This window comes from Campylobacter sp. LR264d, from assembly GCF_008633895.1.
GTDB lineage: Bacteria > Campylobacterota > Campylobacteria > Campylobacterales > Campylobacteraceae > Campylobacter_D.
Window position 1 is genome coordinate 1 of the sequence record NZ_VJNT01000012.1, and the last position, 21,689, is coordinate 21,689.

The following is a 21,689-nucleotide window of genomic DNA, read 5'->3' on the forward strand; positions in this document are numbered from 1 at the left end:
ATCGATGAAAGCACAAAAGACAATGTAAAAATAGCTAATGAATCTTCTATTATTTCAAATTCTGTAAATAATATAGCTAAAAATATCTTAGATGACGTTCACACAAAGAAATTTTAAATAAAAGGGGGCTTTTTTAAGTTCCCTTTTTACTCTATTTTTTTTAAATCTTTTATAAAAAATCTAAACAAGCCTAGTTTAAATGGGCTTTTATACGCCTTAATAAAGGCAGTTCCTATTTTATATCTTATGTCATTTTTAGCTAATTCATTTGTTTTTTTATCATTAAAAGCTAGGGCTAAATTTGGACTATTTTCTAATCTTTTTTGTGATAAAATTTGTTCTTTATCGTGTTTTTGCTTAATATAGCTTAGTACAAAAAACATTTTTAACATACTAATTAAACCCTTTTTATACTCAAGTATTACACTTCCTAGCTTATAAGCAAGATGATTTTTTGTTTTGTTAATGTCATCATTTTTAATAAGTACGAAATTTGAATTCTCACCAGCTAATAAGGCTTTAAGCCTTGCATTTTCATCATTTGCTAATTTTAACATAGCCCTTTCACTACTTAACCAACCAAGTCTAAATTCACTTCTTTGCAAGAAAAAATCCCTATTAAATTTATAATCTATGCCTATAACTGGAATTTTATGCATTTGAGAATAAGGCACAAACAAAGGATTAAAAGAACCAAACCACAATAAATCACCCTCACAAAAACACCTTGGGTCACTTACTGGCATTCTGTGAAAATAATTATTTGCTACAAAGATATGCTTTTGAGGCAAAGGATGATTTCTTATGGCTTTGTTTTCATAAAATTTTATATAGGTATTTAATCTTAAAGGTGTATCAAAATAAATATCAGGGCGAGTTAATAGGGTATAATCGTAATTTATCAATTTTTCTTTTGCATATTCAAGGGCTAGAATTTGTACCTTTTTAATGCTTAAAAACATGCCCTTATCTTCGTTTAAATGTTCGATTAAATAGGATTTTGGATTATAAATTTTACAAAGTTCTTCTTTATCTTCATTGCTTAAAACCTTGCCATTTAAGCCTTTAAAAATTTCTTCTCCATTATACCAAGCAAAGCCCGATTTTTCAAACTCATCCCAGCTATGCAAAAAAATATCAATCTCCCAATTATCATTTAAATTTGTCTTAACTATATTTTTAAATAGCGATTGATAAGTTTGCTTATAGGTTCTTAAATGCCCAAAAAGACAAAGTGCTAATCTCATAAATATTCCTCATCATGTAAAAGCTCACTTAAAATTTGTGTAGCATAAGAGCCTTTTTGTAGAAAAAATTCCATGCAAAAATGTGCCTTTTCTTCATCATAGGTAAATTTAGTATTTTGCATAAAGCTCCACAAATATCTACGCGACCCTTGCATTTGTGATTTAAATTGCAAATAAGGATTAAAAATTTCTTCTTCTATATCCTTTGCAAAGCCGTTTTCACATTCAAACATTTTTTCACCAAATAAAGCACCTGTCGGGCTAATTTGCTTATTAATAAATCTTTGTACTTCTTCGTTTAAATTCTCACAAATAAAGCATTTTCCAAAGGGATAATGGCTTAACACTTCTGTTTTTAATAATTTAAAAAATTGTTTTTGTTCTTTAATGCACCTTAACTCATCCTTGTCTATTTTATAAATTTGTGCAAGTTCTTTGATTGAAAAATCACACATAAAATGAGAAAGCTGTACTCTTTTACTAAGATATCTATTAAAAAGTTCGCTTTGAAAGGCTGAGATTAAAAAATTTTGCATACGTTTATTTTTCATTTTTTTACCCTGCAAAATTTCAAGTCCACTTTGAAAATTATCCTTAAATTTGCCAAATCTTTGATAGCCAAAATAATTTGCAAAGCCTTCTTTATCAAGCATCTTAAAGGCTTCTTCTAATTTTAAAGCATCAATCTTACTTACCTTTTTAAGCCTTATAAAAAAGGAATTTCCCTTTAAATGTCCTATTTTTAATTTATTATTATGAGTAAATAAATTTATTATTTTTAGTTTTTCGTGTGAAAAATTTTCTATTGTATGTTGCATTTTTTTAGGCATAGAAAGGTATTGATAAGTAAGTCCTTGCTTATCTTTAAGTCCTGCATAGCCAAAATCTTTTATCTTAACTCCACTAATTTCACTTAAAATTTGCAAGGCCTCATTTGTGCTTAAATCCTTTTTGCAAATTTGTAAGATTAAATGCTCGCCACTGCCACTAAATTCATATAACGGCACCTCTCTAACCACAAAATCCTTACTATTTTTACTAAAATAAGCATCAATCTTACTATGTTTTAAAGCAAAAAGAGGCTTAAAAATGGTGTTCTCGTCCGATAAATTCATAACTTCCTTTTATTGCTTTTCCAAAAATATTAATCTTTGTTTTATGTTTTTTAGCAATTTTTTTAATTATATTTTCATATCTTTTATCAAAGGCAAACAAAATTTCATATTCTTCCCCACTATAAAGCGTATAAAAATCAAGTTCTTTAAAGAATTTTACTCCAAGCTTATTAAGGGCTAATAAACGCGATAAATCCTTACTTAGTCCATCTGAAATATCCATAGCACAAGATACAAATTTAGCTATATCATAAAAAAATTTAGGTTTTAATTTAGGTCTTATAAAGGTGTGATTAAAAGGCAGTTTCTTTCCATTTTGCAAAAGTTCAAGCCCCTTTAAAGAAGTCCCAAGTTTTCCTGTATAGGCTAATAAATGGTCTTTTTTTAAGCCCTTTCTAAAAACAGCTTTTTTATTGATTTTAGAAATCAAGCTTATAGAAATTGCTATTTTATCATTTTCAATTGTATCTCCACCTATGATTTTAATATTAAATTTTTTAGCACATTCTAAAAAGCCCTTTTGCAAGGATAAAATTTCATTTTTGCTTAAAGTTTTAGGTAGCCCAAGTCCTAAAAGAACAAATTGTGGTTTTGCATTCATAACAATTGCATCAGAGATATTAACTAACATTGCCTTATAGGCTATTTGTTTTAGGCTTAGCCATTCTCTTTTAAAGTGTACATTTTCAAAAAATAAATCCTTGCTAAAACACCATTTATCAAGCACGGCCCCATCATCGCCATTAATATCATTTAAAAATGCTTTTATAATAAATTCTTCCTTATCCATAGGCAAAATTTTATAAAATTTCTTTTTAAAAGCTAGTAAATTTTTAAGAATTTTTTATATAATTAAACAAAGGAAAAATTATGAAAGAATTAGAATTAAGAATATTTAGATTTGACAAAGATAAGGATTATGAAGCCTATTATAAGCCTTATGTGTATAAAAATTATGAAAATTTTGCTATGCTTTATGACTTGCTTTTACAAATTCAAGATGATGATATTTATTTTAGTTTTGATAAAAATGAGTCTTCTTTTGTTTTGGTTAACAAACAAGCATTTTCGCTAAGCACCCCTTTAAGCGAAATTTTGCAGCTTTGTGGTTTTGAATTAATTATTCAACCACTTAGCACAAAAAGGGCAGTTTATGATTTAATCATTGATAAAAGTGATTTTTTAGATAAATTTAAGCTCATAGAAGAACTTGTAAGCAAAGAAGATAAAAAGCTTTATGAAGGACTTGATTATTTATATTATACTAGTGAAATTTTAGAGTACTTGCCAGAATATTTAGGCGATTCATTTTTTTATTTTGTTAATGAAATGATACAAAAATATCCACTTAAAAAAAGAAAATTTTTAAGCCTTATAGCAGATAAAGAAAGAGGAATTTTTTATCATTTAAGCACTAAAAATGAGAATTTAGAAAAGATTATAAGTAACCTACAAAATGAGATTTTAAGAGAAGGGCTTTTTGATAAAAAATTACTTAAAGCAAATTTAAAAGATGATGAGATAAAAAAGAATCATTTAAGTAGTATAAAATACGATTTTAAAGACTTTAATATAGCTTGTTATGGTTTTAATCCTTGCGAGAATTTAAGGGCTAAGATTAAGGCTAATTTTGTTGATTATGATTTTAAAAGCAAGTCTAGTCCTTATACACTTTTAAATTTAAATGAAAATTTAGCTTATAAAATAGCTGCAAACATTATTTTAGATGCTTATGATAGTGGAAGTGATTTTTTAGTGGTAGCTAAAAATAATGATTTTTACCTTTTTGATACTTGTGCTAAAAAATTAATGAATGAAAGTGGTAGGGATTTTGATGATTTTTATGTCTTAACTAGGGCTGAGTTTATTAGTTTAATAGGTGGAGAAGTATCCTCAAGTCTTAAAAATCATAATTTAAAGGTAAGCTTAATATGAGAATTTCCTTAGAATGCAAAGATATATTAATAGCTAGGGCCTTGGAATTATTTTTAAAAGAACATTTAGTTATGAAAAAGGATTGTGATTTTATAATTTGTGATGAAAAAATAACAAGCCCTAAGCCCTTATTTATCATATCTAACAATTCTCCTTTTTTATCTGTACCATTTAGCAAGGAAATTTTAATTGCAAATTTACAAGAATTTGACACTGCTTTAAAGCTTAACGCTCAAAAATTAGCAGATGAACAAAGGCAAATTTTAGAATCAAAGATTGATGCGATAACTACTGCTTTTAAGGAAGACTATCAACATAAAATTGACTTAGCTATAGCTGATTTAAAAGATAAACTTGTAAAAGCCTTAATGAATGTCTAGAAATGAAAAAATTTATACCATTATAGAAAGTGGCAAATTTAAGGGTAAAAAGCTTTTATTGCCAAGTTTGACAAGTACTAGAAGCACTAAAAGTATAGTTAAAAACTGTGTTTTTAATGTGTTAAGATATAATTTAGAAGATAAAGTGTTTATCGAATGCTTTGGAGGAAGTGGGGTTATGGCAGCCCTAGCACTTAGCAATAATGCCTTAAAAGCTTATGTTATAGAACTTGATAAGGATGCTTATAAGATAGCTTATAAAAATGCCCTGTCTTTAAATTCAAATTTAGAGGTTTTGCAAGGGGATTGTTTTGAGCTTTTAGATACGCTTTTAAAAAGGCAAGATAAGGATATAATCTTATATTTTGACCCACCCTTTCATATAAGATATGGTTTTGAAAAAATTTATGAAAAACTTTGTGCTTTTTTAGAAAAAATTGACTTAACAAGGGTTAAAAATATCATTTTTGAACATAGTTCAAAGATTGAAATTTGTTTAAATATAAAAGAATTTCACAAAAATAAAATTAAAAAATTTGGAAATACTACTCTTAGTTTTTACGAAAAAATATAAGTTGGCATTATTTTTGCTTTAAAAGCATAAAAGCTAGTTATTTAAGGAACTAAGATGAGAATTTTATTAACAATTTTATTTTTTAGTGTAAGCGTTTTTGCAACGCAGATTAAAGAAATAGTAAATACCGTTGGCGTTAGGGATAATCAACTTATAGGTTATGGTTTAGTGGTTGGTCTTAATGGTAGTGGCGATGGTACTAGTAATAGATTTACCTTACAATCTGTATCTAACCTTTTACAAGGTATGAATATAAAGGTTGACCCAAATGATATTAAATCAAAAAATACAGCTGCGGTTATGGTAACTGCTAGAATTCCAGCCTTTGCTAAAAGTGGGGATAAGCTTGATGTAACCGTTTCATCTATGGGTGATGCAAAGTCTTTACAAGGTGGTACTTTATTATTAACTGCTTTAAGAGGAATTGATGGTGAAATTTATGCTATAGCCCAAGGAGCCCTTTCAATAGGTGGACTTAGTGCAAGACCTGGTGGGGCTGGTTCTCACCCAAATGCAGCCTCTGTTATAAACGGGGCAAATGTTGAAAGAGAAATTAATCAAAATTTTAGTACTAGCAATGATTTAACCCTAAGTTTAAAAAATGCAGATTTTAAAACAGCACATGATATTGAAAGGATTATAAATACTATCTTTGATGATGGTGTTGCTGTGGCAGTTGACTCAAGGACTATTAAATTAAATAAGCCTGATGAAATGTCTTCTGTGGAATTTATGGCAATGATTTTAGAACAAGACGTAGCTTACAAGCCTGTTAGAAAGGTAATAATTGACGAAAAAACAGGCACTGTTATAGCAGGAGTTGACGTAGAGGTTGAACCTGTTTTAATTACTCATAAGGACATTACTATCAAGGTTGAAGCAAATAATCAAGCAGGTATTAGTACTAATGAAATTGATATGAAAGATGGAGGGGCGATTGACCCAGCGTCAAATACCTTGCGTATAATGAATGAAAAAACCACGGTTGCAAATATAGCAAGAATGCTTAATAAACTTGGGGCAAGTCCTAATGATATTATTTCTATTATGGAAAATTTAAAAAGGGTAGGTGCTTTTAGTGCTGATTTGGAGGTAATTTAAAATGAAGATTGATACTTCTTTGAATAATTATATATTAAATGGAATAGGCTTTTCAAATATAGCTACAAATTCTATGACAAGTGAGGTTAAGATTGAAAGTAAAGAAGATGAGGCCTTAAAAGAACAAACCGATGCCTTTGAATCTTTTTTAATAAAGACAATTTTAGATATTTCTATAAATCAAGAAAACTCTCTTTTTGGAAAAGATGCAAGTGATGAAATTTATTCTTCTATGTATAATGATACAATGAGCAGGGCTTTAAGTGGTGGAATGGGATTTTCTAATATGTTATTTAATTTTTTAAAGGAAAGGGGTTAAATTTTTATCCTTAATGCCGATTTAGCTTTTAGAAATTTTTAAAGCAAGGAGGCATAATGATAAATCCTGTTAAACAAGGCTTTGTTGCGGGTTCTACTTTGAATACAACAAAGACCGATAAAGATTTAAAAACAAATCAGACTCAAAGAAGTGAGAATGATAAACTTGCAAGAATCAAAGAACAGGTAAAAAGTGGTAGCTATCAACTCGATATGAATGCTACTGCAAATGCCATGGCTGATTCTTTAATATAAAGCTTATCTCCTTTTTTTGAGTATGAATAAAAGTAAAGAAAGGAGATAAGATGATTAAACAATACTTAGACGAGGTAAATGAAATTCTCGAAAAACTCATTGATATCACAAACGAAGATATAGAAAATATAAAAGTAGCAAATCATTCTAGCGTTAAAGAAAGCGTAGAAAAGAAAAATAAGCTTATAGAAGAATTTGTACTAGCTAAAAGAAGACTTGATGCAGCCCTTGTTCAGCTTAATAGTAGCACAGATAAGGGCTTAGCAAGTATGCTTGATAGCGAGGATAAGCAAAAATTAGATATTTTAAAAAAGAATTTAAAAATGCTACATGAAAGAAATAAAGAATATGCAAAATTTATGTTAATAGTTAAAGATTTTATAGATGGACTTGTCAATAAAATGTTTAATATAAATGATGGAACAAATAATGCTTATGGTGATAAGAAGGCACAACCTGAATCGTTATTTAAATTAAATGTGTAAAAAGGAGATAAAATGGGTATTTTTGCAACATTATATACAGGTGTAAGTGGTTTAAAGGTTAATGAACTTCAAATAGCTACGGTTGGTAATAATATCACAAATGCAAATACTGAATTTTACACAAGACAAAGAGTTGTGCAAACTACGAGTGGCTATTATACCACTAGTGGAGGCGTGCAAGTTGGAACGGGTACCACTGCTGAAAGTATAATTAGAATACACGATGAACTTTCATATACTAAGCTTAAAGATGCTACTACCCAGCTTGAATATACTGAGTATATGGCCACTGTTTTACACGAGATAGCAGAACGTTTCCCGGACTTAGAAACTACTGGTATTTTAAATAATTTAGAAAATTATTACACAGCGTGGAATGACTTTGCTTCTAATCCTAATGAAGATGCCACAAAGGTAGCACTAGCAAATGCAGCCCAAACCTTAACTGAAAGCATTAATCAAGCTTATAATGATATGAAAGCTATACAAACTAGAGTTGATGATGAGATTAAATCAACGGTTGAAGAGATAAATTCAATAGCCGAACAAATAGCAGCTATAAACAAGCAAATTTATAGCTCAGAAGTGCTCCCAACAGACCATGCAAACGAGTTAAGAGACCAAAGGGACCAACTAGAACTCCAACTTTCAAAGCTTGTTGATGCAGTGGCTAGCAAAACTGAAATTTCAAGGGATAGTTCGCAAGATTATACTATAACAGAACCTGGTCAGCAATATAATCTTAGTATTTGTGGTTATTCTATAGTAGATGGGGTTAATTATCACCCTTTAACCCTTGAATATAATGATATTACAGGTTCATATAGCATTTATTATCAAACAAGGGATGAAAAGGTACGTGATTTAACAGAAAAAATTTCAGGTGGACAGCTTGGTGCACAACTTGATTTAAGAGGTAGAAGTTATAGTTCTACAAGGGAAAAATATGATGATGGTATTATTCAAGGTTATTTAGATGCTCTTGATACCTTTGCTAAAACCCTTATAAATGAAACAAATAATATCTATGCCTCATCAGCCCAACACACAATGGCTTCTGATTATATGACAGGTTTAAAGAGTGATACTACCTTAATGAATTATGATAAGACCATACAAGCAGGGACCTTTGATATAGTAATTTATGACGAGGCAGGTAACGAACAAGTTAGAAAAACGATAACAGTTACCTTAAAAACTACTATGGAAGATATTGTCTCACAAATTACTTCAAATACTGATGATAATGGCGATAATAATTCATTAAACGACGCGGATGATTACTTACAATCTGTTGCTTTTAGTTATGATTATAAAACAGATAGTGGATTTTTTCAAATGGTTGCTAAGAATGGCTTTAAGGTGGCAATTGAAGATAATGGTACGAATTTTAGTGGGGCATTTAGTATAGGTGGTTTTTTTAGTGGAACAGATGCTAGTACAATTAGCGTTAAAAGCTCACTTCTAAGCGACCCAAGTACTATTAGGGCAAGTGTAAATGGGGTTGATAGTGGTAATGATATGGCAAATGCTATTATCCAGCTTCAATATACTAAGATAAATTTTTATAATGAAGATGGGACTATTGATTATTTAACCACTGAAGAATATTATAGAAAGCTTACAGGACAAATTGCAAGCGATGGGGAAAATAATGATATATTAAATGAAACCTATACTACGCTTTATAACTCAGTTTATAGCGAGTATCTATCAATAACAGGTGTTAATACAAGCGAAGAGTTAACTGCTTTAATACAATATCAATCCTCTTATGCAGCAGCTTCAAAGATTATTACAACCGTTGATGAAATGTTAGATACCCTGTTAGGACTTAAATAAATTGTCTCTAAAAGCTAGGCTTGATAATTTAGCCCTAAAACATAATACAAATTTAGGGCTTTTTACGGCAAGTGATCCCTTGCAGATTGCTAAAAATAATAAGGATGAATGTGCTATTTTACTTTGTGCCCTTTTTGCTTATGGCAATGCTAATCAAATTTTAAAATTCTTAAAAAAGCTTGATTTTTCTTTGTTAAATGAAAGTGAAAAGATCATTAAAAAAGATATTAAAAATTTAAAATATCGCTTTCAAAACGAAGTTGATATACAAGAAATTTTCATTAGTTTAAGAAGATTTAAGCAAGAATATAATTTAAAGGAATTTTTCTTTGAACATTATAAAAAAGAATTTAAGGTACAAGTTGCTTTTAGGGAATTTATAAGAAAAATTTATGCTTTAAATTCTTATAAGAGTCAGGGCTTTTCGTTTTTTTTCTCAAAGGTCTTTGAAAATGAGCCAACCTCTACGCTTAAAAGATATAATCTTTTTTTAAGATGGTTAGTTCGCAAGGATGAACTAGATATAGGAATTTGGGCTGATAAATTTAGCACAAAGGACCTTTTAATACCTCTTGATACACATACTCACAAGGTAGCTTTAAAAAATAAGCTTTTGCAAAGAAAAAGCTATGATTTTAAGGCCGTTTTAGAACTTACTAATAAGCTTAAAGAATTTGACAAAAACGACCCTATAAAATATGATTTTGCCCTTTATAGGTTAGGACAAAGTGGGGATAATTTATTAATTTAAGCAAAATCAAAAAAAATTATCCTTATTTTTAAAGGATAGCTATGAAAATTTTAAATTTTTTGATTTTAAGTTTATCCTTATTTTTAAGTGCTTGTGCCTATGTGGAAAATACTTCAACAAAGTTAAGCAATCCTACTAATAAAATTGTTGATTCTAGTGTTTCTATTTATGATGGCTTTGCTAATTTATTTTCATCAAATGAGTTAACAGAAGAAGATTTGTTTAAGCCTCAAGGTTATGTAGAAGAAGCATATAAATTATTTTATAAAGAATATTCTTCTGATAATTATTACCTTATAAGTTATGAATACGCAGAAAAACTCGCTCAACAAAAAATATAAATCAATTTATCAAAAAGGCGTTCACATAAAATCGCAAAAACAATGTATTGATAAAATAAAAAATGATATTAATACATTTTTTCTTCCTAGTTCTCAAGTTACAATGAGATTATATTATGTTAAAAAATCTAATATTAGACAATATTATATGAAGATTGCAACAATATATTTGCCAAAAGATAAAACTTGTGCAGATTATTTTAGTAAATAATTAAAATTTAAGGTAAAAAACTTTACCTTAAATTCTTAAAATAAGGCAAATAAACTTCCTTGAATCACAACAGCATTAATTAAATCTATAAAAAATGCCCCAACAAGTGGCACCACTATAAAGGCGACATGGCTTTGCCCGTAGTGTTGAGTGACCGTTTGCATATTTACCATAGCAGTAGGGGTTGCCCCAAGTCCAAATCCACAATGTCCAGCAGATAGTACAGCAGCATCGTAATCTTTTCCACAAAATCTAAATGTTATAAAGATAGCATAAAATATCATTAAAATAACTTGTGCGGTTAAAATCATAAGTATAGGCACGGCAAGGGCTACTAATTCCCAAAGATTTATACTCATCATAGCAAAGGCTAAAAATAGCGATAAGCTTACATTTCCAAGTACTGAAACTTCTCTATCAAAGACTTGGTGAATTCTTAAAATAGATAAGGCATTTCTTAATACTACCCCTATAAAAAGACAATATACAAAGGTTGGCAGGTTAAAAAGTGGCCAAGCTGTCTTTGCGTAAGCACTTATAAGTGTTCCTATAAGCAAGGAAATGGCGATTAAGGCAAGGGATTCTATAAAGCTAGTCGGGGTTATAAGCCTTTCTTTTTGTGGGGTTTCAAAGATATGAATATCTTTAATATCTTCTTCTTTTTTAGGTAATTTTAAATTATGCTTTTTTATTAAATACCTAGCAACTGGCCCACCTATTATCCCACCACATACTAAACCAAAGGTAGCACAAGTTACAGCTACTTCTGTGGCTGCACCAAAACTATAAGGTTCGCTTTTAAAAATTTCAGACCAAGCAGCACCTGTTCCATGACCTCCACTCATGGTTATAGAACCTCCAAGTAAGCCTATTAATGGCTCAACTCCCATAACATAAGCAAGGCTAACCCCTACTATATTTTGCAAGGCTAAAAGTCCACAAACTATTACTAAAAATATAGCCAACATTTTTCCACCCTTTTTTAAAGATGCAAAATCAGCACTTAAACCTATGGAGGTAAAAAAGGCTAGCAATAAAGGATCTTTTAAAGAACCATCAAATTTAAATTCTATCTTTAAGCTTTGATAGATTATTAAAATCGCAAGGGCTGCGATAATGCCACCAACTACAGGCTCTGGTATATTATAATCTTGTAGAAATTTTACCTTTTTTATGATTATACGACCAAGTAATAAAACTAAGACCATACAAACTAGGGTAGCATAAAAGTTAAATTCTAAAACTTGCATTTATCTCCTTTTTGAAAATTTATAAATTGTATAAAATTTGAACTAAAAAATGAGTTAGCTATATGAAAATTTATATTTTTGTGTAACTTTTTTGCATGTTTTATTTTTTATATTTTAAAAATATTTATCATTTATTAAAAATTTAAGTAAAAAAATCTTTTTTTTATGTTAAACTTACAATGTTAATTTTTATATTAAGGAGTAATTATGAAAATAACTAGGCTTAGTTTAGTTGCGACTTTAACCGCTGGTGTTTTTTCTAGCGTTAGTGCGATTTCTTTAGAAGAAGCTATAAAAGATGTAGATCTTAGTGGAGTTTTAAGATATCGCTATGATAGTGGTGCTGTTGATAGTGTAAAAACTCATGGCTTTAATGATTCAAGATCAAATGTAGGTGGTAGGCAAGACCATGGCTGGTTGGCACAAATTAATTTTAATGCTGCCATTGCGGATAATTTCAAAGCTTTTATTCAATTAGCTTACGAACCAGAAGATGACTATGGTTTTACAGATGGTAGTGTTACTAAGGTGAGTAACTCAAATACTACTACACCTTTTACTGTTAGACAATTTTATCTAACTTATGAAAGCGAAGAAGCACAAGCTAGTGTATTATTTGGTAAGCAAGCAGTAAATTCTATCTGGTCTGATAATGGCGAAGAAGGACTTATAGGAACTGGTGTTAAAATTTTAAATCAAAGTGTTGAGGGTTGGACCTTTGCAGCCTATGCCTTTGATGGTTTTAATGTTGGTTATACAGGTGATGAGGGCGATGTTATCCTTAGTTCAGGTGTGTATGATGATTTTAGCTTTAATCCATACAGTAATAACCTTTATGGTGTAGCAGCTATCGGTTCTTGGGAGCTTTGGGGATTTGAAATAAGCCCTCAACTTTGGTTAGCTTATCTTAATGATACAGCATTTTTCTACGCACTTGATATAGCTTATGCTACTACCTTTGGAGAAAGCTTGGATTATGTCCTTGAATTTGCATACTTAGGAAATGCTATACAAGGTGATTTAGAAGAAATGAGTTTTAATGCTAATGGTAACCCAATGGGAGGCGTAGGTAGTGCGTCTGCTGTTGATGATGGTAACTTCTTTGCCTTGCAAGGTGCTATTGAATATAATGGCTTTGATGCAAGTTTAGGTGGGGTTTTCTATGGTAATAAGGGCAAATTAACCATAAACACACTTGAAGATAATGGTAATATAGTACACCTTTTAGCAGGTGAAGAAATTTTCTATACAGATGGTTCTAACCTAACTGGTGATATCGGTCAAAATATCTTTGGTTATGTAACTGCTGGTTATACTTTTCAAGAGACTTTTCGCGTAGGTGTTGACTTTATCTATGGTGGTACTAAAACAAAGGGATATGCAAGAACTTACACACCAGGTGGTGAAAAAATGGAAGCTGTTGCAAGACTTGAATATCAATACTCTCCAAAACTTAACTTTTCTGCATTTTATTCTTATATGAGTGTAGATGGCAACAATGACTTAGAGGGTGAAAAAAATACAGTTCGCCTTGAGGCCTTGTATCAATTCTAAGAAAATAAAAAGAATTCTCCAAATTTAACCTAGTTTAACTAGGTTAAATTACTCACTAAGACTATCAAGCAAAAAAGCGATATTTACAAATTCTATCTTAGAATATGAATTTAAGCCTATCTCACAGGTAGCACTTGAACTTACACCTAAATCAAAATCCAAACTTTCATCCTTTAAATACTTAGTCGAACTTTGATTAAGCTCAGGTACAAAAAAGCCCTTATCTCCGGCAAAACCACAGCACTCAAAGCTTTTTATTAGCTCTACTTCATCGCTACACATTCTTGCAAGTTTTTCTATAAATTCATCTTTTTTTGCCTTTTTAAGTAAGCAAAGTTTGTGAACTAGAATTTTTTTATCTGTTTTTTGAATTTTTAATTTAGAAGATATTTGAAATAAAAATTCGCTAATGTCAAGTACCTTTAAATTTGAACCCTCAAATTTTTTAAGCAATTCATAATAACAGCTTGAATGGTCCAAAACTATGCTAAATTTGCCATTTTCACTTAGACTTTCAAGCATATTTTTAAGTCTATTGATATTGCTTTCTTGCAAGTTATCAAAATTACTAAACATTTTTCCACAGCAAAGCTTAGGTAAATTTGGCGGGTAAAGCACAGAAATTTTTGCTTTTTTGCACAAATTTTCAAAAACTTCTTGTAAGCTTTTGTTTTTATTAAATTCTAAATTCGGTTTAAAAAGCCTATTTGTACAAGCACTAAAATAAATAATCTTTTCTTCAAATTCAAAGCTACTTTTTAGCTCATAATTATTAGCCAAAGGCATTTTAACAGGAATAAAAGGTATTTTTGAATTTAATTTTTTCACCCTTAAACTTAAACTTGAAATAAATTTTGGATTAAAAATTTTACTTGTTTGATGATAAATTTTAAGCCCCTTTTTAGCTAAGATTAATTTTTTATCTAAATTTTCATAAAGTTTAATAGCATTTTTTTCAAGGTCTTTATTTAAGCTTTTTCTTAAATCAAGGGCAATTTGTGCCGTGTCAATATTTAAAGGACAAAGTTCTAAACACCTAGAACAGATAGCACAGGTATTAACGCCAAAGTACTCATATTCTTTTAAAAGCTTGTTAGCTTCTTTGTGCAAGCTTTTATTATTAAGCCTTGCAACCTCTCTTAAAACGCTAATTCTTTGCCTTGGGGTTAGGGTAATTTCACGGCTTGGACAATGCTTTTCACAAAAACCACATTCTATACATTTATTTATCATCTCTTTAATGTTTGGTAAATTTTCAATTTCTACCATATCTTTTAAATTTTGCTTGTAAATATCCTTGTTTTTAGTAATTATTACGTCTGGATTTAAAAGATAGTTTGGGTCAAAAAGTTCTTTTATCTTTACATTTAACAAATAAGCCTTTTTACCCCATTCTAACTCAACAAAGGGTGCTACCATTTTGCCCGTGCCGTGTTCAGCCTTTATACTTCCTTTCATTAAGCTTACTTTTTCACTCATTTTTACAACAAGTTTTGCAAAATTTTCATACTGGGTCTTATCGCTTAAATTTGGCGTTATGATAAAATGCAAATTTCCACTTAAAGCATGGCCAAATATAACCCCATTATCATCAAAGCCAAATTCCTTAAAAAGTTCTTTTATAAAGGCAGCCCCATCGCAAAAATCTTCAATATGAAAACAAATATCCTCTGTTATTACGCTACTTCCTTTTTTTCTAACTCCAGCTACAATAGGTAGCAAGCCTTTTCTAATTTTCCACCAATTTATTTGTTCTTTTTCATCTACTGAAAATAAGGGCTCAAAGGCCATATCATATTCTTTTAAATTTTCCTTTATGATTTGTAAATTTTTATCAAGCCCTTCTTTGCTATCGCTTACACTTTGAAGTAAGATACAAGTATAATCTTTTTGACATTCTTTAACAATGCTAGGAACGCCCTCATAGTCCTTAACAGCATTTAAACAAGCATAATCCATCATTTCAGCTGCATTTACTAAATCTCGCCCTAAACTTGCAAGTTTTACAACCACCTTTGAAGTTTCATCTAAATTTTTAAAAAATAATAAGGCACAGCCCTTAAATTTATAATCCTTAACACTTTTATAACGTACCTTTGAAACAAAGCCAAGTGTGCCTTCACTGCCTATAAATAAATGGTTTAAAATATCTTTTATATTTTCAAAGTCAAGCAAGGCGTTAATAGAATAACCAGTGGTATTTTTTATCTTAAATTTATGTCTTATTAGTTCACAAAGTTCTTTATCTTCTAAAAGTTCTTCTCTTAATTTTAAAATGCTTTCAACTAAACTACCCCTAGTTTTTAAAAATCTTCTTATGCTAAGGGCGTCGCTAGTATCTAAAATAGAACCACAAGGTAAGATAACGCGTATTGAAGAAACGGTATGATAACTATTTTCTTCTACTCCACAGCACATTCCACTAGAATTATTATTAAAAATTCCCCCTATTAAAGCCGAACTAATGGTAGCTGGGTCAGGTCCTATTTTTTTATCAAAGCCCTTTAAGGCATTATTAGCTTCTTCTCCTATAACTCCACAATCACAATCTATAATACTAGCATCTTCGTTTAATTTTATATCCTTAAAATGCGAATTTGCAATAACCAAAACCCCACCACAACTTGCCTGACCACTTAAACTAGTCCCAGCTGCTTTAAAAGTAATGCTAGTTTTATGCTTATTTGCTAGTTTAAAAATCTTTTGAATTTCTTTTTCGTTATTTGCATTTATCACAACTTGAGGGGTATAATTATAACAACTTGCCTCTATGCCATAAGCATATCTTAGCAAATAGCTATCATAAACTTCCTTACAAACCCTTTTTGCATCCTTAATAAAATTTGCATAATTTTTTTCAATCTTATACATTGCTTTCCTTGTATTTAATTTTGATTAAAAATCAATTATACTTTAAATTTAAAGAAAATTTCTTAAAATTCTTTGAAAGCTTAAATTTTTAATTCAAAATAAAATTTCTTTTGTGTATAATCTTTCATTTGACTAGTAAAAAAAGGAAAAATCTATGCCAAAGCGAACTGATATTAATACTATTTTATTAATAGGTAGTGGTCCTATAGTTATAGGTCAAGCGTGTGAATTTGATTATAGTGGTACTCAAGCTGCAAAAACCTTAAAAGAATTAGGCTATAGGGTAGTTTTAATAAATTCAAATCCAGCTACCATTATGACAGACCCTGAATTTGCCGATGCAACCTATATTGAACCTATCACTAAAGAAAGTATTTTAAGTATTATAGAAAAAGAAAAGGTCGATGCGATTTTGCCAACAATGGGTGGTCAAGTAGCTTTAAATGTGGCTATGGAGGTCTTTGAAAGTAATCTTTTAAAAGATGTTACATTTCTAGGGGCAAAGCCAGATGCCATTAAAAAGGGCGAGGATAGACAGATTTTTAAAGAATGTATGCAAAAAATAGGTATGGATTTGCCAAAATCAATGTATGCTTATAATTATGATGAAGCCCTAAGGGCTACAAATGAAATAGGTTTTCCTTTAATGATTAGGGCTTCTTATACGCTTGGAGGTGCAGGGAGTGGGGTTGTTTATAATATGGATGAATTTAAAGAATTGGCCACTTCTGCTTTAAATTTAAGCCCTATACATGAAATTTTAATAGAAGAAAGTTTACTTGGCTGGAAAGAATACGAAATGGAGGTTATTAGAGATAGACTTGATAATTGTATTATAGTTTGTTCTATTGAAAATGTTGACCCTATGGGCGTTCATACAGGAGATTCTATAACTATAGCCCCTGCATTAACCCTAACCGATAAAGAATATCAAGCCATGCGAGATGCTTCCTTTGCTATTTTAAGAGAAATAGGCGTTGATACTGGTGGGTCAAATGTACAATTTGCTATAAATCCAAAAAATGGCAGAATGATAGTAATAGAAATGAATCCACGCGTAAGCCGTAGTTCAGCCCTTGCAAGTAAGGCTACAGGCTATCCTATAGCAAAGGTTGCTACCCTTTTAGCCGTTGGATTTAGTTTAGATGAGATTAAAAATGATATTACAGGTACTCCTGCTAGTTTTGAACCTGTAATTGATTATATAGTAACTAAAATTCCTCGTTTTACTTTTGAAAAATTTCCAGGGGCTATAACTACGCTTGGTACTGCTATGAAAAGCGTTGGCGAGATAATGGCTATAGGTAGGACCTTTAAAGAAAGCATTCAAAAGGCACTTTGTTCTTTAGAAAGAAATTTAAGTGGCTTTGATAGAATAGCTTATGAAGATAGTAATGAATTAATTTATAATATAAGAAATCCTAACGAAAAAAGATTATTATACATAGCACAAGCATTTAGAGAAAATTTTAGCGTTGATGAACTCTATGAGTTTTGCAAGATTGATAAGTGGTTTCTAGAACAAATAAAAGAAATTGTTGATTTTGAAAAAAATATAGATATGGATATTTTGCATAATAAAGAACTTTTAAGACAGGCAAAAACCTTTGGATTTTCTGATAAAATGATAGCCTATGAGATAAATTTAAAGGATAATTTAGATTTATGTCAAAATGATATTTATTATGCTAGAAAAAATTTAAATATTATTTGCGAATTTAACGAGGTGGATACTTGTGCGGGTGAATTTAAGGCCCTTACTCCTTATCTTTACTCAAGTATGAATGTAAGCGAATTAACCCCTATTAATAAAAAAAGTGAAAATAATGAAAAAAAGGTTATGATTATAGGAGGTGGTCCAAATAGAATAGGGCAGGGTATTGAATTTGATTATGCTTGCGTGCATGCTAGTTTTGCCTTAAAAGATATGGGTGTAAAGACTATAATGTATAATTGCAATCCTGAAACCGTTTCAACCGATTATGATACAAGTGATATTTTATATTTTGAACCTATTGATTTTGAGCATTTAAGAGCGGTTATTGAACATGAAAAACCAGATGGCATTATAGTGCATTTTGGAGGACAAACCCCTTTAAAATTTGCAAAAAGATTAAGTGCCTTTGGGGCTAAGATTATAGGTACAAGTGCTAGAGTTATTGATTTAGCAGAAGATAGAAAGAAATTTTCAGAATTTATAACAAGGCTTAAAATTTCACAACCTAAAAATTCTACAGCTACAAATATAGAAGAAGCCTTAATCAAGGCTAATCAAATAAAATATCCTGTCTTAGTTCGTCCAAGTTATGTATTAGGTGGTAGGGCAATGCGTGTTGTAAATGATGAAAATGAGTTAAAACTTTATATGCAAGAAGCAGTACAAGTAAGTGATAAAAGCCCTGTTTTAATAGATGAGTTTTTAGAAAATGCAAGTGAGATTGATGTTGATGCTATAAGTGATGGAAAAAATGTATATGTGGCTGGGATTATGGAACACATTGAAGAGGCTGGAATTCATAGTGGGGATAGTGCTTGTTCGTTGCCACCTTGTGATATAGATGAAAAAATGCAAGAATTAATCACTCAAAAAACTGCTGATATAGCCTTGAATTTAGGCGTTGTAGGCTTATTAAATATACAATTTGCAATTTATAATAACGAACTTTTTATGATAGAAGTAAATCCTCGTGCAAGTAGGACCGTACCTTTTGTAAGTAAGGCTACAGGAATTCCACTTGCTAAGGTAGCAACTCGCGTTATGTGGCAAGGAAATTTAGAAGAGGCCTTAAAATTTTATGATAAATTCGGGGTGGTTGATTATAGTAAAAACATATTAAGACCTAAAAAATCAAAGCATATTAGCGTTAAAGAAGCAGTTTTTCCTTTTGCAAAGCTTAGTGGAAGTGATTTAGAATTAGGACCTGAAATGCGTTCAACTGGCGAAGTAATGGGGATTAGTAAGGATTTTGCAACCTCTTTTGCTAAGAGTCAAATTTCTTCTTTTAATCACTTGCCTAAAAAGGGTACAATTTTCATATCTTTAAAACAAAAGGATAAAAATTACGCTAAAAAAATAGCCCAAGAATACTCAAAACTCGGCTTTAAGCTTATGGCTACAAGTGGGACTTGTAAGGAAATTATAAAAAATGGCTTTGAATGTGAGTTAGTTTATAAAATTTCAGAAGGAAGACCAAATGTTGAAGATAAGCTTAAAAATGGTGAAATCGACCTTGTAATTAATACAAGCGACCAATATAGCTTTAAGGATGATACGAAAAAGATAAGAGAAAACATAATAAGATTTAAAATTCCTTATTTTACAAATTTAAGCTCAGCCTTTGCAGGTGTAAAAAGCATAAGCACTATGCAAAATAAAACCTATTTAGAGGTGAAAAGTTTGCAAGAGTATTTGAAAAATGATTAAATGGGAGAGATTATGGAAACTCAAAATTTTACTTATGAAGAAATAGCACAAAAGATATTAAAAGAAGAGAAAAAGCCATTAGGTGGTAGGGAAATTTGGAAGATTGCGAAAGAAAGGGGTTTGAAAGAAAAACATGGTGAAACTCCTTGGCAAACAATCGATTCTCGTATGGCTACTATGAGCAAAGAAGGTGAAATTTTTTATAGAGTTTCAAAAGGAAAATATTATTTAATCGAATTAAAAGAAAGTTTACAAACCCCATTAAAACAAGAAAATAAAAATAAAGAATGTACTTATATAGAACGCGATTTGCACCCATTGCTTGTTAAATTTTTAAAAGAAAATAAGCAATTTAATCTTTATTGTAAGACTATTTATCACGAACAAAGTATAAAGGGTTTAAAAGGTCTTAACAAATGGGATTATCCTGATATCGTTGGTGTGCATTTTTCATTTGATGATAATTATGATGATTTAACTCTTAATTTGCGTAATATGCTTTATAAAAAACATAATTTTTATTCTTTTGAGTTAAAGGTAAGAATTAACTCGCAAAATTTAAAAGAATATTATTTTCAAGCAATTAGTAATTCAAGTTGGGCAAATGAGGGTTATTTGGTAGTTTTTGAAAAAATTGAAGAAGATATTTTTAAGGAGTTAAGAAGACTCAATGAAAGCTTTGGTATAGGAGTGATTTGCTTAAAAGAAAAAGAAGTAAAATTACAAGCTAAATATAAGGAAATTGATTTGTCTACAATCGATATGTTGATTAAACAAAATCCAAATTTTAAGGATTTTATGAAAGCTATAATAAAGGTTGTTAATATACTTGATAAGACAAATGAATCAAGTAAACCAGACATATACGATAAAATTTTAAGCGATGAAGAATTAATAAAGCATTGTAAAGAACATAATATCGAGTATAAAATTTGAACTCTATACAAAAACATTTAAACAAAGAAGAAAGTATAAATTTAGGTAGCTTTTATACGCCTTTAAATTTAGTTAATATTGCTTATGATTTGATTGAAAGGCTGAATTTAAAGCTAGATGAGTATATTTTTTTAGATTCTTCGTGTGGGTATGGGGATTTTTTCATTAAAAACTATACTTATATAGGCACAGATATCGATGAAAAGGCTTTGACAAGGGTTAAGAATGCTAAAATTTTTCATACAAATTCCTTGCTAAATGTTTCAAGGACTAAGTTTAAAATTTCACAAAGTCAAAGATTAATTATTATAGGCAATCCCCCTTACAATGACACGACTTCCTTAGCCCGTCAAAATTTAAAAAATAAAATCATGATTTGCGATAAAGATTTAAAATATAGGGACCTTGGAATTTCTTTTTTACGTTCTTATGCAAAATTAAAGGCTGATTTTGTCTGTGTTTTGCACCCTCTTTCTTATCTAATCAAAAAGACAAATTTTAATGCCTTAAATGATTTTAGAAAAAAATATAAATTAATCGACGAAGTAGTAATTTCATCGCAATTTTTTACGCCAAATTCAAGCACATTTTTTCCCATTATCATAGCCTTATATGAGAAAAATAAGCAAGGAATGACCTATGATTTTATACAAAATTATAAGTTTAAGACTTTGGAAAATACAAGTTTTAGCTTGAAAAATTTTGATTTTATTTCAAATTATATTTGCAAATATCCAAATTTAAAGGATAAAAGAAAGGCTGTTGCGTATTTTCATACCCTAAGGGATATAAATGCCTTAAAACGCAATAAAAGCTTTTTGCAAAAGCAAAGCTCAAATTCCATTAAGGTTTTTAAGGAAAATTTAAAATACTATGTTTACGTGCATCTTTTCAAACAATATGCTAGTAAATTGCCTTATTATTTTGGAAATTTAGATATTTTTATAGACAATGCTAGCTTTTTAAAAATCGCAGGTGAGTTTGAAAAATACTTTTATAAGCAAGATTTTAATCAAGGTGTGATTGATGATTATTTTATAAAACTTTTTGCAAGGTATAAGGTAAAGATTGATGATTTATAAATTAAGCTTTTGCAAAA

The 21,689-nt window shown here is 30.0% G+C and carries 18 protein-coding genes and 2 pseudogenes; 15 read left to right on the forward strand and 5 right to left on the reverse strand.

Annotation, left to right across the window (positions count from 1 at the left end; all coding sequences use genetic code 11):
• Window positions 1–117, forward strand: a pseudogene (locus FMM56_RS03020) (methyl-accepting chemotaxis protein); the annotation flags it as partial.
• Window positions 118–146: 29 nt separating this feature from the next.
• On the opposite strand, the gene FMM56_RS03025 reads toward FMM56_RS03020, so the two are convergent.
• From FMM56_RS03025 to FMM56_RS03035, 3 genes are read right to left on the reverse strand one after another with little or no spacing between them, the layout of a single operon-like run.
• The gene (locus tag FMM56_RS03025; RefSeq protein WP_150207760.1) at window positions 147–1,247 is read right to left on the reverse strand and encodes a hypothetical protein; all 1,101 of its coding nucleotides are present in this window, start codon (window positions 1,245–1,247) and stop codon (window positions 147–149) included.
• A complete protein-coding gene (gene truD, locus FMM56_RS03030; RefSeq protein WP_150139992.1) occupies window positions 1,244–2,362 on the reverse strand; it encodes a tRNA pseudouridine(13) synthase TruD in 1,119 nt (372 codons plus the stop codon). Before truD ends, FMM56_RS03025 begins: the two co-directional genes overlap by 4 nt.
• Window positions 2,331–3,152, reverse strand: coding sequence for a thiamine-phosphate kinase (locus tag FMM56_RS03035; RefSeq protein ID WP_150139993.1), 822 nt, complete (start codon window positions 3,150–3,152; stop codon window positions 2,331–2,333). The genes truD and FMM56_RS03035 overlap by 32 nt, the downstream gene beginning before the upstream one ends.
• 80 nt (window positions 3,153–3,232) lie before the next feature.
• On the opposite strand from FMM56_RS03035, the gene FMM56_RS03040 reads away from it, so the two are divergent.
• The 10 genes and pseudogenes from FMM56_RS03040 (at window position 3,233) to FMM56_RS03085 (ending at window position 10,344) form a co-directional block, all read left to right on the forward strand.
• Window positions 3,233–4,297, forward strand: a complete 1,065-nt coding sequence (locus tag FMM56_RS03040) for a DUF5644 domain-containing protein (protein ID WP_150139994.1) — start codon at window positions 3,233–3,235, stop codon at window positions 4,295–4,297.
• Complete coding sequence (locus FMM56_RS03045) at window positions 4,294–4,677, forward strand: ornithine carbamoyltransferase (RefSeq protein ID WP_150139995.1); 384 nt, start codon at window positions 4,294–4,296, stop codon at window positions 4,675–4,677. Before FMM56_RS03040 ends, FMM56_RS03045 begins: the two co-directional genes overlap by 4 nt.
• On the forward strand, window positions 4,670–5,251 hold the full coding sequence (locus FMM56_RS03050; protein ID WP_150139996.1) for an RsmD family RNA methyltransferase: 582 nt from the start codon (window positions 4,670–4,672) through the stop codon (window positions 5,249–5,251). The genes FMM56_RS03045 and FMM56_RS03050 overlap by 8 nt, the downstream gene beginning before the upstream one ends.
• Window positions 5,252–5,305: 54 nt before the next feature.
• Window positions 5,306–6,352, forward strand: a complete 1,047-nt coding sequence (locus FMM56_RS03055; RefSeq protein WP_150139997.1) for a flagellar basal body P-ring protein FlgI — start codon at window positions 5,306–5,308, stop codon at window positions 6,350–6,352.
• A 94-nt stretch (window positions 6,353–6,446) separates the two neighbouring features.
• A pseudogene (locus FMM56_RS03060) lies at window positions 6,447–6,671 on the forward strand (rod-binding protein); the annotation flags it as partial.
• Between the two features lie 56 nt (window positions 6,672–6,727).
• Window positions 6,728–6,925 (forward strand): flagellar biosynthesis anti-sigma factor FlgM, encoded by a 198-nt coding sequence (locus FMM56_RS03065; RefSeq protein WP_150139999.1) that lies wholly within the window; start codon window positions 6,728–6,730, stop codon window positions 6,923–6,925.
• 50 nt (window positions 6,926–6,975) lie between these two features.
• Complete coding sequence (gene flgN, locus FMM56_RS03070; protein ID WP_150140000.1) at window positions 6,976–7,410, forward strand: flagellar export chaperone FlgN; 435 nt, start codon at window positions 6,976–6,978, stop codon at window positions 7,408–7,410.
• Between the two features lie 12 nt (window positions 7,411–7,422).
• On the forward strand, window positions 7,423–9,252 hold the full coding sequence (gene flgK / locus FMM56_RS03075; RefSeq protein WP_150151376.1) for a flagellar hook-associated protein FlgK: 1,830 nt from the start codon (window positions 7,423–7,425) through the stop codon (window positions 9,250–9,252).
• A gap of 1 nt (window position 9,253) precedes the next feature.
• Window positions 9,254–10,003, forward strand: coding sequence for a TIGR02757 family protein (locus FMM56_RS03080; protein WP_150140002.1), 750 nt, complete (start codon window positions 9,254–9,256; stop codon window positions 10,001–10,003).
• 41 nt (window positions 10,004–10,044) lie between these two features.
• Window positions 10,045–10,344 (forward strand): hypothetical protein, encoded by a 300-nt coding sequence (locus FMM56_RS03085; protein WP_150151373.1) that lies wholly within the window; start codon window positions 10,045–10,047, stop codon window positions 10,342–10,344.
• A 246-nt stretch (window positions 10,345–10,590) separates the two neighbouring features.
• Here the strand turns inward: FMM56_RS03085 and gltS are convergent, their stop codons facing one another.
• Window positions 10,591–11,805: a sodium/glutamate symporter gene (gltS, locus tag FMM56_RS03090; RefSeq protein ID WP_150140004.1), complete on the reverse strand. Its 1,215-nt coding sequence runs from the start codon at window positions 11,803–11,805 to the stop codon at window positions 10,591–10,593.
• 207 nt (window positions 11,806–12,012) lie between these two features.
• On the opposite strand from gltS, the gene FMM56_RS03095 reads away from it, so the two are divergent.
• Window positions 12,013–13,359, forward strand: coding sequence for a major outer membrane protein (locus FMM56_RS03095; RefSeq protein WP_150207762.1), 1,347 nt, complete (start codon window positions 12,013–12,015; stop codon window positions 13,357–13,359).
• 48 nt (window positions 13,360–13,407) lie between these two features.
• On the opposite strand, the gene FMM56_RS03100 is transcribed toward FMM56_RS03095, so the two are convergent.
• Window positions 13,408–16,230 carry an FAD-binding and (Fe-S)-binding domain-containing protein gene (locus tag FMM56_RS03100; RefSeq protein WP_150140006.1) on the reverse strand — a complete coding sequence of 941 codons (2,823 nt, stop codon included), beginning with the start codon at window positions 16,228–16,230 and terminating at the stop codon, window positions 13,408–13,410.
• 154 nt (window positions 16,231–16,384) lie between these two features.
• On the opposite strand from FMM56_RS03100, the gene carB reads away from it, so the two are divergent.
• Genes carB through FMM56_RS03115 form a run of 3 tightly spaced genes read left to right on the forward strand, consistent with a single transcriptional unit; the run spans window position 16,385 to window position 21,672 of the window.
• Complete coding sequence (carB, locus tag FMM56_RS03105; protein WP_150140007.1) at window positions 16,385–19,654, forward strand: carbamoyl-phosphate synthase large subunit; 3,270 nt, start codon at window positions 16,385–16,387, stop codon at window positions 19,652–19,654.
• The gene (locus FMM56_RS03110; RefSeq protein WP_223811462.1) at window positions 19,655–20,590 is read left to right on the forward strand and encodes an HTH domain-containing protein; all 936 of its coding nucleotides are present in this window, start codon (window positions 19,655–19,657) and stop codon (window positions 20,588–20,590) included.
• Window positions 20,587–21,672, forward strand: a complete 1,086-nt coding sequence (locus tag FMM56_RS03115) for an Eco57I restriction-modification methylase domain-containing protein (RefSeq protein WP_190318963.1) — start codon at window positions 20,587–20,589, stop codon at window positions 21,670–21,672. Before FMM56_RS03110 ends, FMM56_RS03115 begins: the two co-directional genes overlap by 4 nt.
• Window positions 21,673–21,689: the final 17 nt, after the last annotated feature.

Excerpts from the sequence above, each read along its gene's own strand:
- FMM56_RS03065 (WP_150139999.1), top strand. The coding sequence starts at position 6,728 with ATGATAAATCCTGTTAAACAAGGCTTTGTTGCGGGTTCTACTTTGAAT.
- FMM56_RS03085 (WP_150151373.1), top strand. The coding sequence starts at position 10,045 with ATGAAAATTTTAAATTTTTTGATTTTAAGTTTATCCTTATTTTTAAGT.
- gltS (WP_150140004.1), bottom strand. The coding sequence starts at position 11,805 with ATGCAAGTTTTAGAATTTAACTTTTATGCTACCCTAGTTTGTATGGTC.
- carB (WP_150140007.1), top strand. The coding sequence starts at position 16,385 with ATGCCAAAGCGAACTGATATTAATACTATTTTATTAATAGGTAGTGGT.
- FMM56_RS03050 (WP_150139996.1), top strand. The coding sequence starts at position 4,670 with ATGTCTAGAAATGAAAAAATTTATACCATTATAGAAAGTGGCAAATTT.
- truD (WP_150139992.1), bottom strand. The coding sequence starts at position 2,362 with ATGAATTTATCGGACGAGAACACCATTTTTAAGCCTCTTTTTGCTTTA.
- FMM56_RS03095 (WP_150207762.1), top strand. The coding sequence starts at position 12,013 with ATGAAAATAACTAGGCTTAGTTTAGTTGCGACTTTAACCGCTGGTGTT.
- FMM56_RS03045 (WP_150139995.1), top strand. The coding sequence starts at position 4,294 with ATGAGAATTTCCTTAGAATGCAAAGATATATTAATAGCTAGGGCCTTG.
- FMM56_RS03055 (WP_150139997.1), top strand. The coding sequence starts at position 5,306 with ATGAGAATTTTATTAACAATTTTATTTTTTAGTGTAAGCGTTTTTGCA.
- FMM56_RS03100 (WP_150140006.1), bottom strand. The coding sequence starts at position 16,230 with ATGTATAAGATTGAAAAAAATTATGCAAATTTTATTAAGGATGCAAAA.
- FMM56_RS03035 (WP_150139993.1), bottom strand. The coding sequence starts at position 3,152 with ATGGATAAGGAAGAATTTATTATAAAAGCATTTTTAAATGATATTAAT.
- flgK (WP_150151376.1), top strand. The coding sequence starts at position 7,423 with ATGGGTATTTTTGCAACATTATATACAGGTGTAAGTGGTTTAAAGGTT.
- FMM56_RS03110 (WP_223811462.1), top strand. The coding sequence starts at position 19,655 with ATGGGAGAGATTATGGAAACTCAAAATTTTACTTATGAAGAAATAGCA.
- flgN (WP_150140000.1), top strand. The coding sequence starts at position 6,976 with ATGATTAAACAATACTTAGACGAGGTAAATGAAATTCTCGAAAAACTC.
- FMM56_RS03025 (WP_150207760.1), bottom strand. The coding sequence starts at position 1,247 with ATGAGATTAGCACTTTGTCTTTTTGGGCATTTAAGAACCTATAAGCAA.
- FMM56_RS03040 (WP_150139994.1), top strand. The coding sequence starts at position 3,233 with ATGAAAGAATTAGAATTAAGAATATTTAGATTTGACAAAGATAAGGAT.